Here is a 12,781-nt window from a genome sequence, read left to right on the forward strand (position 1 = left end):
AGAACTTCATCAGGATCATCATAATAATCACATTCATCATAGTTGTTACCAGAAACGTATATACAAAGCCGATAACAGCAGCAACGTAACCACAATCAGTACGGTGGTAGCGGGACTTACCTTAAACATGCCTTTATCGAATATAAACGCTTTGGGATTAACTTTGGGTCCGGCTAAACTGATGCCGATCATGACAATCATGGTAAACATAAATGCCAGGCCCATACAGATCAGGAAAGGAATTTCATAACCACCTTTCCCGTTGGGATATGCGGTATAGAAAATTGTTTCATGTCCGAGTACTGCCGGTGCAAACTGGTTAAAGAATACGCAGAGCGTAAAACCGGTAATGATACCTGCAACGGCAGCCGCGCCGGTGGTGCGCTTCCAGAACATACCCAACAGGAACATGGCAAAAACGCCGGGACTGATAAACCCGGTATATTTCTGGATAAATGTAAATCCGCCTTCACCACCTATTCCGAGTAAGTCGTTCCAGGTAAAAAGAATGCCCAATACCATCGCTGCTACCACGGTAATACGACCGGTCCATACCAGCTTCTTTTCGGAAGCGTCTTTACTGATATACTTGCGATATACGTCCAGTGTAAAAATGGTGGAGATACTGTTCGCTTTACCTGCCAGCGACGCAACGATAGCGGCTGTCAGTGCGGCGATAGACAAGCCTTTGAGTCCGGAAGGGAGAAAGCCCAATATGGCTGCATAAGCACCATCCTTGTTGGCTAAATCAGGCAGATGACCATTTTTCTGCAATACATAAGCCGCGATACCCGGCAGCATCACAATTACCGGCATCATAATTTTCAGGAGACCGGCAAAGAGAATACCATTGCGGGCGGTTTGCAAATTAGCTCCCAACGCACGTTGTGTAATATATTGATTGCAGCCCCAGTAATTGAGGTTTACAATCCATTGTCCCGCTGCATACATCAGGATACCCGGTAGTACGAGATATTTGTTGATGTACTCCTGTGAGGAGCCCGCATCAGGTTTTGCCAGGATCATATGAAAATGATCCGGCGCATCTTTCATCAGCGCACCGAAACCTGCCAGGGCATCATGTCCCAAACCAAACTTTTCGCTGACCATGGTAAGCGCCATATAGGTGGTAGCTAATCCTCCGATGATCAGCACGCCCACCTGGATCACATCAGTATAACCGATTACTTTCATCCCTCCAAGTGTAATGATCACTGCAAAAACAGACAGGGCTATCATCACCACATGCAGGTACTCTCCTCCCAGCAAGCCGTTGATGGCCAGCGCACCGAGGTATAAGATAGAAGTGAGATTAACAAATACATATAAGAATAGCCAGAAAATTGCCATGATCAACGCTACTGTTTCATTGTAGCGCGTTTTCAGGAATTGTGGCATGGTATAAATTTTATTCTTCAGGTAGATGGGAATAAACCACACTGCAATGATGATCAGCGCTATCGCTGCTATCCATTCATAGGCGGCTACAGCGATTCCAACAAAATAGCCGTCGCCGCTCATGCCTATAAACTGTTCGGCAGAGATGTTGGAGGCAATCAGGGAAGCACCGATGGCCCACCAGGTAAGGGAGCCTTCTGCCAGGAAGAAGTCTTTGGTATCAGTAGACGTTTTCTTTTTCCGCTGGTATATCCAGTAACCGTAAGCTGATACGATAACAAAATAAATGATGAAGACGATGACATCGCCGAGAGAGAGAGCGTTGCGCATAGCGATTTAGCTTTTGGCTGTTAGCAATTAGCTTTTAGTGGTAAAAGAGAAAGAAAGCTTTCCAGCCATTAACTCTTAGCATTCAGACGGGCGTCCTGAGTCGAAACACTAAAAGCTAAAAGCTAATGGCTAAAAGCTATCTCAATATGTACGGTCGTTCCAGCGGAGCTCATTTTTAAACTCACGCAGATCTGTATTTTTACCTATCAGTGCCAGCTCAATACCTGCCATTTCAGCAAAGTCCTGCATATGTGTTGCAGTAAGATTCTGACTGTAACAGGTATGGTGGGCGCCACCGGCCAGTATCCAGGCGGTACAACCTTTTTTCATGTCCGGGTAGGGCTTCCACAATACGCGGGCTACCGGCAGTTTAGGCAGGTCCTGTGGCGGAGCTACGGCCTCCACTTCATTTACCAGCAGCCGGAAACGGTTACCCATATCTACCAGCGATGCGTTGATCGCTGGTCCGGCGGCAGTATTGAATACCAGTCGCACAGGATCTGCTTTACCGCCTATTCCCAGCGGATGCTTTTCGCAGGAAGGCTTTCCATCTGCAATGGATTCGCAGATCTCCAGCATATGAGAACCCAGTACCATTGGGTTGGCGGGGTCAAAGTGATAGGTATAATCTTCCATAAAGGAGTTACCTCCGGCCAGGCCGCTGCCCATTACTTTCATTGCTCTCACCAGCGCAGCTGTCTTCCAGTCGCCTTCACCGGCAAATCCGTAGCCGGCTTTCATCAGGCGCTGTACGGCGATACCCGGCAACTGTATCATACCATGCAGGTCTTCAAATGTATCGGAGAAGCCTTTGTAGTTACCGGCTTCGAGAAAAGCTTTGAGTCCCAGCTCTATTCTTGCTGCGTCTTTCAGGGCGGGATCCTGCAGCAGTGCTGCCGATACCGTATAGGCGTCTCCGTATTCCTTTACCAGGGACGCTACTGCGGCATCTGAAATACCATTGATCACGCTTACCAGGTCGCCGATGCCATGCGTATTGCAGGAGAAGCCGAGTTTATATTCTGCTTCTACCTTATCTCCGTCTGTAACGGCAACAAAACGCATATTGTCGCCAAAGCGTACAAAGCGCGCACCCTGCCAGTCGTGCCATCCGGCGGCTACCCTGGCCCATGCACCCAGTTCATCCAGTACTTCCGGATCCTGCCAGTGGCCGGTGATCACCTTGCGGTTAATACGCATGCGGCTCATCATAAATCCAAACTCCCGGTCGCCGTGAGCGCTCTGGTTCAGGTTCATGAAATCCATATCTATCTCCTTCCATGGAATATCGCGGTTATATTGGGTATGCAGGTGACAAACCGGTTTGGACAATGCTTTCAGTCCGCGTATCCACATTTTTGCCGGGGAAAAAGTGTGCATCCAGGTAACCACCCCGATACAGTTGACGGCAGCGTTGGCTTCCATGCATACGGCATATATTTCTTCCGGCGATTTCACAATGGGCTTGTATACCACGGTAACGGGTATACGTGCGTTCTGATGCAGTGCGGCGGCTATTTCCTGGCTATGTATCGCTACCTGTTTCAGCGTTTCTTCTCCATACAGGTGCTGACTGCCGGTTACAAACCAGATCTCGAATGTTTTCAGATTAATCATGTTACTTGGTTTACTGCCCGTAATAGGAATTGGGGCCATGTTTACGTTCAAAATGTTTTTTAATCAATGCGTCCTTCAGGCGGGGCGCGTTGCCATTGATCGACTCGGTGAGATAAGCCATCTGCGCCACCGATTCCAGCACGGCGCTGTTATATACTGCTTTGGCAGGGGTTTTGGCCCAGGTGAAGGGGGCATGGTTTCCTACCAGTATCATTTCTATATCGCTGTAGGTAAGTCCCCGTTGCGCCAACGTATTGATGATCTGGAAGCCGGTCTCATATTCATAATCTCCGGCAATCATTTCATCTGACATGGGTGGTGCACAGGGGATATCCACTGTATTGTGATCGGCGTGTGTGGTACCGTAAATGGGAATGTCGCGCTGGCTTTGGGCCCAGGCAGTAGCATAGGTGGAATGGGTATGTACGATGCCGCCAATATGCTCCCAATGTTTGTATAGTACGGCGTGCGTGAGGGTATCGGAAGACGGACGTAATTTTCTGTCTACTGTTTTACCGTCAAAATCTACCACTACCATTTTCTCCGGTGTCAGTTCTGCATAAGGTACGCCGCTGGGCTTAATGGCAAATACGCCCTGTTGGCGGTCGGCCGCGCTTACGTTACCAAAGGTAAAAATCACCAGTCCCAGTGCGGGTAACTGCATATTAGCCTCGTATGCTGCCTGGCGGATATCCTGATACTGTTGCATACAAAAATTTAATCGATGGTGATAGCGGCCGTAAAGGCGCCTAATGCTTTATATTTCTGATACCTGCTTTCGTATATGCCTGCGCGTTGAGCATTGGGTTGATATGTTTTTTCAAATCCCTGTCCCATCGCTTCCATGGCATCTTCCACGCGGGTGAAAAGTCCGGCTGCGGTAGCGGCAAACATAGCTGCACCTAATGCGCAGGTTTGTTCGGAGCGGTGAATCCGTATCGGCATATTCATAACGTCGGCCATCATCTGCATAATAAATGCTGATTTCTTAGCCACACCGCCAATGCCGATCAAGCCTTTTACCGGCACGCCCTCCCTTTCAAAACGCTCTACGATGGCTTTGGCGCCAAAGCAGGTGGATTCTGCTACCGTACGGAAGATGCGTGGAGCATCTGTAGCCAGGTTAAGACCGGTAAGAGTACCTTTGAGCGACTGATCCGCATCGGGCGTACGACGGCCGTTCAGCCAGTCGATACCCAGTTCGCTATGCTCTTCCGGAGATATCTGTGCTGCCTGTTTGGCGAGTTCGGTAATCATCCTGCCGCTGGTTTCCTCCGCTAATTTTGCGGCCGTAGCGGCGTCTATCAGCTGGGACGAAGGCAACAGCTGTTGTAACGGCCACGCCAGTACGTTACTGAACCAGGCATAGGCATCACCGAAGGCCGATTGTCCTGCTTCCATGCCCATCATACCGGGAATAACGGAACCGGGTACCTGTCCGCAGATCCCTTTTACCAGTTTATGTTTCATTTCGTCAAGCGGCGCCACCAGCATATCGCAGGTAGAAGTGCCCATTACCTTGCTGAGATGATAGGGTTCTATTTGTCCGCCTACAGCACCCATATGTGCATCAAAAGCACCAACGCCTATCACTACACTTTCCGGAAGCCCGAGTCGCTCTGCCCATTCGGGGCATAGGTGCCCGGCGGCTTCGCTGGCGGTATAGGTCCTCGTAAACAGCCGTTGTGTGAATCCCTGCAAGAGGGGATCGATGGCCGTGAAAAAGGCATCCGGCGGTAATCCGCCGAATTCGGCGGCAAACAGCGCTTTATGCCCTGCACTGCAAACCCCCCTTTTCATCTGGCTGGCCTGCTTTCCTCCTGATAACAGGAATGGGATCCAATCGCAGTGCTCCACCCATGAGTAGGTAGCTTTCCTAACTGACTCGTCTACACGAAGAATATGCAGCAGCTTCGCCCAAAACCATTCGGAAGAATAAATACCACCTACAAAGCGCAGGTAATTCTCTTCAAACTGAGCAGCTGTTGCATTTATGGCGGCGGCTTCCTTCAGGGCGGTATGATCTTTCCACAAAACAAACATGGCATTGGGATTATCATGAAAGGCCGGTGTGAGGGCAAGTGGTGTACCCGTTTCATCTACCGCCACCGGACTGGAACCGGTAGTGTCAACAGAAATGGCTTTTATATTGGCAGCTACTGCGCTGCCGGCGGTTTTCAAACACTGCCTGATGGTAGTTTCCAGCCCTTCTATGTAGTCCAGCGGATGCTGCCGGAAGCGGCTCTGCGCTGCATTACAATAAAGTCCGTCTTTCCACCGGGGATAATAAAATACGGCCGCCGCTATTTCATTTCCGTTCTGTACATCCACTATGATAGAGCGAACCGAATCGGTACCGTAGTCTACTCCTATAACGTAAGATGAGTTCATATTTAATGTAATATTGACACTTATAAAAAAGAGCTAAAAAATTACGAACAGCCGCATGGATATACATGCGGCTATTCGCAGCTATTGATGCTTATTTCAGTTCCAGCACCACCACTGAGAAAGGCGGCAACTTCACGCTGATTGTATTATTTTTAATGGATGCCCCTTTGAAGTCGACAGGTTTAATAGTATTAGGCTTTGCAAAGCTGTTATAGTCCTGCAGCTTAGCGGAGGTCAGCAGTCGGCCGGTAATAGCTTTGTATGCCTGACCGTGCGTATCCAATGTAATTTCCTGTGCTTTATTTGCATCAATATTTACCAGGGAAATATGCGTAGTGCCGGCTTTATCTTTTGAAGCAGAAACGGTAATGGCAGGCAGTTTTTCGTTGCCAAACGTGTAGTCGATGCTGTGAACATCAACCGGGATCAGGGTGGCATCCTGGTGTACGCTGTACATTTCCATTACGTGGTAGGTAGGCGTTAATACCATCGTGTCTCCCTTGGTAAGGATTACGGACTGCAATACATTGATCGCCTGTGCCAGGTTAGCCATGCGTACGCGGTCGGAATGATTATTAAAAATATTGAGGGTGGCGCCTGCGATCATCGCATCGCGCATGGTGTTCTGCTGAAACAGGAAGCCAGGATTCGTACCTGCTTGCACGTTATACCATCCACCCCATTCATCTACTACCAGTGCTACTTTTTTTGCCGGATCATACTTGTCCATTACAGCCGTATGTTTACGGATCAGTGTATCGGTCAGCAACGCCGACTTCATGGTAGCAAAATATTGTTGCTCCGTAAAATCCACTGCGTCGCCTTTGCGGTTCCAGTCTACACTGGAATAGTGGTGTACGGCAACACCCTGCAACATGTGCAGTGGAATATTTTTCATCAGTACTTCTGTCCAGTTGTAATCCGCATCGCTGGCGCCGGAAGCGATCCGGAAAATGTGCCCGTCTTTAAAGTCGCTGTTCATAAAGGTGGCAAACTTACGGTACAGGTCTGCATAATATTCAGGCCGCATATTTCCACCGCAGCCCCAGGCTTCGTTACCAACGCCCCAGAAGCGTACTTTCCAGGGTTCCTGGCGGCCATTCTCTTTCCTCAGATCTGACATCGGGCTTTTGCCGCCGAAGTTCGCATACTGCACCCAGTCGGCCATTTCCTGTACGGTACCGCTTCCTACGTTACCGGACAAATAAGGTTCTGCGCCCAGTTCCTCGCACATATTCAGGAAATCGTGTGTGCCAAAGCTATTGTCTTCCGTTACATTTCCCCACCAGGTATTTACGATCGTGGGTCTTTTACTTTTCGGTCCGATACCATCTTTCCAATGGTAGGTATCTGCAAAACAGCCTCCCGGCCAGCGGAGGTTCGGTATCTTCATTTTACGCAATGCGGCAATCACATCTTTACGTACACCGCTGGTATTGGGAATATGGGAGGTATCTCCTACATAAAAACCACCGTAGATACAGTTTCCGAGATGCTCTGCAAAATGACCGTATATATTACGATTGATGGTTTGTGTTGGCGCATCCGTTTTAAAGGTAACGGTATTTTGCGCCTGTAACGCCTGCGTGGAAAGTAACAGGCCAAAAATACCCGTACGGATATAATGATATTGTTTTTTCATAACGAGGTTTTAAAAAATCCCGTCACAGCACCTGATTTGCCGTGACAATTCAAAAGAACAAAATAATTGTCACATTTACAATTAAAAAAGCAAAAAAAACATTTATCGAAAACAAAAGGCTTTCCCATGGCTGACTTTCAATTTTATAATTTTAGGAAGATGACCTACATTTGGATAATTTTTTCCTGATGATGAAGCATTTTATACTGGCGAGTACCTCTACCCTGTTTGGAGAAACCTACCTGGCCTACCTGCAACCGGCCATGAACGTGTTATACGAGGGTGTAGATGAAATTATATTTATTCCTTTCGCCCGTCCGGGTGGTATTTCGCACGACGACTACACCAGCAAAGCGGCGGAAGCATTTGCACAAATTGGCGTACGTGTACGCGGTCTGCATACCTTTGATGACCCTGCTACTGCCATCAGCAATGCAAAAGGCTTTTTCACCGGCGGTGGCAATACTTTTCTGCTGGTAAAAACACTGCATGAGCAGGGACTGATGTATGTACTGCGCGATGCGGTAAACAATGGTGCGCCGTATATGGGATGCAGCGCAGGCAGCAATATAGGCGGGGTTACTATGAGCAACACGAATGATATGCCGATTGTATATCCATCGTCTTTCGATACCATGGGGTTGATTTCCTTTAACCTGAACCCGCATTACCTGGATCCCATCCCAGGTTCACAGCATATGGGAGAAACCCGTGAAACCCGTATTAAAGAATACCTTACCCAGAATACTACCCCGGTGCTGGGATTAAGAGAAGGCAGCTGGATATACGCCAAAGGTGATTCTTTAACGCTGGAAGGCGCGTTAAGCGCCCGTATTTTTGAAGCGGGCAAAGAGCCGTATGAGCTGCCGCCCGGCAGTTCCCTGGCGAACCTGCAATAAACTATTGTTGGGTGCAACCGGTTATATGCCCGTTACACCCAACAATAGCCCCAGGAACCCATTGAAATAAAAAATTCCCCCATTTCTATAAAAGAACAATCATTCTTTTATCTTTGTCGCATGCGTATTAAAGACGAAAATAAAGTGGTGGCTATCCGGGAGAAAGCCATGGAAATGATTGTCATGCAGGGATTTGATGGCTTGAGCATGCATAAACTGGCCAAAGCCGCCGATATTTCTGTATCGACCATCTATATCTATTTTAAGAACCGGGAAGACCTGCTCAACCAGCTGTATGCCGCCACCGCTGAAATGTTCGTGGAAGAAACGCTGAGTGGCTTTGACCCCGACATGGATTTTGAATCCGGCTTATGGCAGCAGTGGTATAACCGCTACAATTTTATATTGCGTCATCCGCTGCACTACCGCTTTGCAGAGCAGTTCCGCAACTCCCCTCTCATTGAGAAACAGGAGAATGCCATGGAAAGCACCTTTAAAAATGCCATGCGGCTGTTCTTTGCCAACGCTGTGGCAAAAGGAGAAACGCTGGATTTGCCTGCAGAAGTATTCTGGGCGGTGGCCTATGGTTCCTTTTATACGCTCATCAAATTCCATCTTGATAATACAACGATGTCGGGCCTACCGTTTTCACTGGACCTTGATACGTTGAAGCAGGTATTCCAACTTGTCATGAAATCTTTGAGGGTATAACAGTGACGTATATACTAAACCACGAAGTACGGAAAGCTACAAACCCAACCCTCCATCGCAACGTATTACCGTACCCGTTATATTACCATTGCGCATCAGGAAAGTAATAGTGTCCGCTACATCTTCCGGCTCTCCTACTCTTCCTACCGGTGTGTAGGCAGCATATTCCCGGAAGGTGTCCGCTTTGGCATCTGCCGGGAGAAAATCCCACCAACCCGTATTTACCACACCCGGTGAAACAGCGTTGATACGTAAGGGTTGTATTTCTTTGGCGATAGACGGAATCATCAGTTCCAGCGCGCCATTGATAGCGGCCAGCCCGGATACGCCCGGCGCCTGTGATGTCGCCGAGATGGCTGTTATCAGGGTAATGCTGCCTCCTTTACTGATATAGGGCAACGCTGCCTGCAAAGTATTCAGCTGAGGCCAGAACTTGCCTTCAAATCCTTCTCTCAGGTCTTTTAATGACAGTTCGGAAAATTTCCCTGCGCCTTTCGCACCGCTCAGGGCGATCACCAGGTGATCCACACTATCCTGGCTGCTGAAAAACTGGTCCAGCTCCTTCCGGTTGTTACTATCCATCGCGACCGTTTGTATGCCGGGATGCATTTTGGCGGCATCCGCCAGTTTAGCCGCAGAGCGGCCGGTAACCACTACATTCGCTTTTTCTTTCGCCAGTAATGCAGCTGTAGCCAGCCCTATGCCGGAAGAACCACCTGCAATAATTACTTTCTTACTTTCAAATGAGGTAGACATATCGTTATCTTTTTATGTACACAAAGGTGGTACATAAAAAGCGGGGAGGTATTATCCGGATCATGCATTCTATTAGCGTAATTATGCATTCTTGCGGTAAGCCAAAGGCGTTTGTCCTGTTTGTTCACGGAAAAAACGGTTAAAGCCGGCAGGGTCGCTGAAATTGAGCTGCCAGGAAATTTCGGATATCGCCACATCTGTATGCCGCAGCACGGCTTTAGCTTCCTGCACCAGCATATCCGCGATGGCCGCAGAAGCAGTGTGACCGGTCACTTCCTTTACCGTGCGGTTGAGATGATTTGGGGTAACACCCAGCAACGCAGCATAGTCTGCCACCCTTTTTTTGGTAAGAAAGTGCTGGCTCACCAGTTTCATAAACCGGGGCACGAGATAAGTACTCCGTGTATCCGTAGTCGTTATATGCAGTTCCTGCGCCACGTAACTTCTTTTTACTTCCAGCAGCAACAGGTAGAGATACATGCGTACTGCCTTTTCGCGTCCCTGCTTATGTTGTCTTAATTCAGCATCTATTTTACCTACAAAGTCGGCCACGGCGGCAATCTCCAGCTCCTGCAGCTGAATAAAGGGCACGCCGGAATAATCGAAGAAAGGAAACTCCAGCGGTATCTTTCCGGCAGGGATCAGTTCTTCCAGGAAATCGGCATTGAACAATATATAATAGCCAAAAGTATCGGCGGTGATATTATCCTTGCTGAATACCTGTCCCGGAAAAGTAAAGCTGAGCGTACCGGGGCGGTGTTTGAATTTTTCCAGCCCCAGCTGCACATCCACGCTCCCGCTCAACGTAATGCTGATCCGGTAAAAATCGGATTTCAGCGGTCCTACAGCCGGCCGGAGGCCTTCACTGGAATACACTTCAAAGCCGGGAATACGCTTCCCTGCTTCGAGATTATTATAGCCAAAATCGGAAGTGTCTCCTTCCCTGCGATGCAGATGACGGAAGTCGTTCAGCACATACAAAGGAATTTCAGCTTTGCCCGGAGAAATATTATTCGTTGCCATTTGCTTATATTCGTCTCTAAAAATAAACAAATTATCAGCAATGGAGTTAACCACCCTTTACCGCCCCGTAGGACCAGATGAGCTGGTATTAATAGAACAGTCCGGCTGGAAAAAATTTCCGCCCAGAAAACCGGATCAACCCATTTTTTACCCGGTAATGAATGAAGCATATGCTATACAGATATCCGTAGAGTGGAATGTTCCTGCCTATGGATCGGGCTTTGTCACTAAATTTGCTGTAAACAGCGATTTTCTGAAAAGATATAATATCGAAAATGTAGGCGGCGAAATACACAATGAACTATGGGTACCGGCAGAGGAGCTGGATGAATTCAATGATAATATCATAGGGCTGATCGAAATAACGCAATCGTACGGGCATACCCGTTAAAATAGAAAGCAGCGATCGTGGATCGCTGCTTTCTAATAATATACTGCGATTGTTATCTCGCTATATCAATTTTCACTTTCTTATTCTTGATCCTTTCGTTCTTGATCAGCTCCAGTGAATGCTGCACTTTCGATTTCACCACCGCCACAAAAGAAAAGAAATCTTTTACTTCAATTAAGCCGATATCTTCTTTTTTAAGATGCGCCTGTTTGGACAGGAAGCCAACGATATCTACTTTATTTACTTTGTCTTTTTTACCGGCGCCAATAAAGATGGTGGTCCATTTGGGTTTTTCCGGTAAGGTGGCGGTATCCGGCAGCGTAATATCCTCTATCACTTCATCAGCCAGGTAAGGCATTCTTTTTTCATCCGGCGCCAGGATAAGAATCGCTGTTCCGCTGGCTTCCATCCTCGCAGTACGGCCGTTGCGGTGCGTCCAGCTGTCTTCCGTATGCGGCAGGTGGAAGTGTACGATATAACGGATATTCGGAATATCAAGACCACGGGCAGCCAGATCGGTGGTCACCAGTACATTTACAGAACCGTTACGGAATTTACAGAGGGCGGCATCCCGTTCCTGCTGTTCCATTGCGCCATGGTAAAAGGTATTAATGATACTTTTTTCAGACAGCATTTTACTGGTACGCTCCACTGCATCGCGGTGGTTGCAGAATACAATGGTAGAGCGGTTTCCGAGGTAGCAGATGAGGCGAAACAGCGTTTCTACCTTATCATTTTCGGGCGATAACACCTCTTTGATGGTGAGTCTTGCCACAGGCGTACCTTCTTCCGGCAGGAAATCCAGCTTTTGTGGCTCATTCAGCGCCAGGAATTCAGGGATGTCCACGGATTCCGTGGCAGAGGTCAGTATCCGCTTTTTGATATTGGGAAGTGATTCAACGATGAAAGACACTTCCTCCTGGAAACCGAGTTCCAGGGTTTTATCAAATTCGTCGAGCACCAATGTTTCCACAGCTGCTACGGTAATATTTTCCCTGCGGATATGATCTCCCAGGCGGCCGGGCGTTCCAACAATAACAGCCGGGGGCTGGATCAGGTTATTTTCTTCCGTTTCTCTCAGGTGTCCACCATAGCAGGCCGTGATCTTATGCCCGGTTCCCATGAGCTTAAACACCTTTTCTATCTGGAGTGCCAGTTCGCGGGAAGGCACCACAATCAGCGCCTGCGTATTTTTATTGGCAGGATCCAGCTTTTCCAGTATAGGCAACAGAAATGCCAGCGTTTTACCGGAACCGGTAGCTGACAACAGGATTACATCAGCATGTTGCTGATTCGCCTCCACTGATGCCTGCTGCATTTCATTGAGTGAATCGATCTTGAGATTGGTAAGAATATTACCTAATGAATATTTTTCTTTTTGCATTTGGCGCAAAAGTACGCCATTTTTATGGAATGCGGAGGGTATAAAGCGAATGGAGCGCCTTCGGCGCTTGTCTTTGGGCAGGATTAGGATGATTATGATGATTATACTGATTTTATTTCTTTTTTTGAAAGATGCTTACCACTTCTCTGAAAACATTTGCCAATAGCAGAAAAACAGTAAGAGAAAAATTAAAATCAGTATAATCATCATAATCATCCTAATCCTGCCCAAAGACAAGC

General features: G+C 47.9%; 11 protein-coding genes. 3 read left to right on the forward strand and 8 right to left on the reverse strand.

The genetic code is table 11. The annotated features are described in order from the left end of the window. Positions 1-45 precede the first annotated feature (45 nt). The 5 genes from KE626_RS17915 to KE626_RS17935 form a co-directional block, all read right to left on the reverse strand. Positions 46-1,728, reverse strand: coding sequence for a sodium:solute symporter family transporter (locus KE626_RS17915; protein ID WP_211974298.1), 1,683 nt, complete (start codon positions 1,726-1,728; stop codon positions 46-48). A 141-nt stretch (positions 1,729-1,869) separates the two neighbouring features. Continuing rightward, positions 1,870-3,345, reverse strand: a complete 1,476-nt coding sequence (gene araA / locus KE626_RS17920; protein ID WP_211974299.1) for an L-arabinose isomerase — start codon at positions 3,343-3,345, stop codon at positions 1,870-1,872. 10 nt (positions 3,346-3,355) lie between these two features. Then, on the reverse strand, positions 3,356-4,054 hold the full coding sequence (locus KE626_RS17925) for an L-ribulose-5-phosphate 4-epimerase (protein ID WP_211974300.1): 699 nt from the start codon (positions 4,052-4,054) through the stop codon (positions 3,356-3,358). 8 nt (positions 4,055-4,062) lie between these two features. Beyond that, positions 4,063-5,736, reverse strand: a complete 1,674-nt coding sequence (locus KE626_RS17930) for a ribulokinase (RefSeq protein ID WP_211974301.1) — start codon at positions 5,734-5,736, stop codon at positions 4,063-4,065. A gap of 91 nt (positions 5,737-5,827) precedes the next feature. Further along, entirely contained in the window at positions 5,828-7,378 is a 1,551-nt protein-coding gene (locus KE626_RS17935; RefSeq protein ID WP_211974302.1) for an alpha-N-arabinofuranosidase, read from the reverse strand. A 188-nt stretch (positions 7,379-7,566) separates the two neighbouring features. Between KE626_RS17935 and pepE the strand changes: the two genes are divergently transcribed. Beyond that, a complete protein-coding gene (gene pepE / locus KE626_RS17940) occupies positions 7,567-8,277 on the forward strand; it encodes a dipeptidase PepE (RefSeq protein WP_249207540.1) in 711 nt (236 codons plus the stop codon). A gap of 120 nt (positions 8,278-8,397) precedes the next feature. Next, positions 8,398-8,988, forward strand: coding sequence for a TetR/AcrR family transcriptional regulator (locus tag KE626_RS17945; RefSeq protein WP_211974303.1), 591 nt, complete (start codon positions 8,398-8,400; stop codon positions 8,986-8,988). Positions 8,989-9,024: 36 nt separating this feature from the next. Here KE626_RS17945 and KE626_RS17950 read toward each other — a convergent pair whose 3' ends face one another. Together KE626_RS17950 and KE626_RS17955 are read right to left on the reverse strand one after the other, a co-directional pair. After that, positions 9,025-9,744, reverse strand: coding sequence for an SDR family oxidoreductase (locus KE626_RS17950; RefSeq protein ID WP_211974304.1), 720 nt, complete (start codon positions 9,742-9,744; stop codon positions 9,025-9,027). Between the two features lie 81 nt (positions 9,745-9,825). Next, entirely contained in the window at positions 9,826-10,767 is a 942-nt protein-coding gene (locus tag KE626_RS17955; protein WP_211974305.1) for a helix-turn-helix domain-containing protein, read from the reverse strand. A 40-nt stretch (positions 10,768-10,807) separates the two neighbouring features. Here KE626_RS17955 and KE626_RS17960 point away from each other — a divergent pair, with 40 nt between their 5' ends. After that, positions 10,808-11,158 (forward strand): ADP-ribosylation/crystallin J1, encoded by a 351-nt coding sequence (locus KE626_RS17960; protein ID WP_211974306.1) that lies wholly within the window; start codon positions 10,808-10,810, stop codon positions 11,156-11,158. A gap of 52 nt (positions 11,159-11,210) precedes the next feature. On the opposite strand, the gene KE626_RS17965 is transcribed toward KE626_RS17960, so the two are convergent. After that, positions 11,211-12,542 carry a DEAD/DEAH box helicase gene (locus KE626_RS17965; protein WP_211974307.1) on the reverse strand — a complete coding sequence of 444 codons (1,332 nt, stop codon included), beginning with the start codon at positions 12,540-12,542 and terminating at the stop codon, positions 11,211-11,213. Between the last annotated feature and the right edge of the window lie 239 nt (positions 12,543-12,781).

This window comes from Chitinophaga hostae (assembly GCF_018224885.1).
Classification (GTDB): Bacteria; Bacteroidota; Bacteroidia; order Chitinophagales; family Chitinophagaceae; genus Chitinophaga; species Chitinophaga hostae.

What these genes read in the sequence shown, in the direction of transcription:
- KE626_RS17935 (WP_211974302.1), bottom strand. Translation starts at nt 7,378, where the DNA reads ATGAAAAAACAATATCATTATATCCGTACGGGTATTTTTGGCCTGTTA.
- KE626_RS17965 (WP_211974307.1), bottom strand. Translation starts at nt 12,542, where the DNA reads ATGCAAAAAGAAAAATATTCATTAGGTAATATTCTTACCAATCTCAAG.
- KE626_RS17950 (WP_211974304.1), bottom strand. Translation starts at nt 9,744, where the DNA reads ATGTCTACCTCATTTGAAAGTAAGAAAGTAATTATTGCAGGTGGTTCT.
- KE626_RS17945 (WP_211974303.1), top strand. Translation starts at nt 8,398, where the DNA reads ATGCGTATTAAAGACGAAAATAAAGTGGTGGCTATCCGGGAGAAAGCC.
- KE626_RS17955 (WP_211974305.1), bottom strand. Translation starts at nt 10,767, where the DNA reads ATGGCAACGAATAATATTTCTCCGGGCAAAGCTGAAATTCCTTTGTAT.
- KE626_RS17930 (WP_211974301.1), bottom strand. Translation starts at nt 5,736, where the DNA reads ATGAACTCATCTTACGTTATAGGAGTAGACTACGGTACCGATTCGGTT.
- KE626_RS17915 (WP_211974298.1), bottom strand. Translation starts at nt 1,728, where the DNA reads ATGCGCAACGCTCTCTCTCTCGGCGATGTCATCGTCTTCATCATTTAT.
- pepE (WP_249207540.1), top strand. Translation starts at nt 7,567, where the DNA reads ATGATGAAGCATTTTATACTGGCGAGTACCTCTACCCTGTTTGGAGAA.
- KE626_RS17960 (WP_211974306.1), top strand. Translation starts at nt 10,808, where the DNA reads ATGGAGTTAACCACCCTTTACCGCCCCGTAGGACCAGATGAGCTGGTA.
- araA (WP_211974299.1), bottom strand. Translation starts at nt 3,345, where the DNA reads ATGATTAATCTGAAAACATTCGAGATCTGGTTTGTAACCGGCAGTCAG.
- KE626_RS17925 (WP_211974300.1), bottom strand. Translation starts at nt 4,054, where the DNA reads ATGCAACAGTATCAGGATATCCGCCAGGCAGCATACGAGGCTAATATG.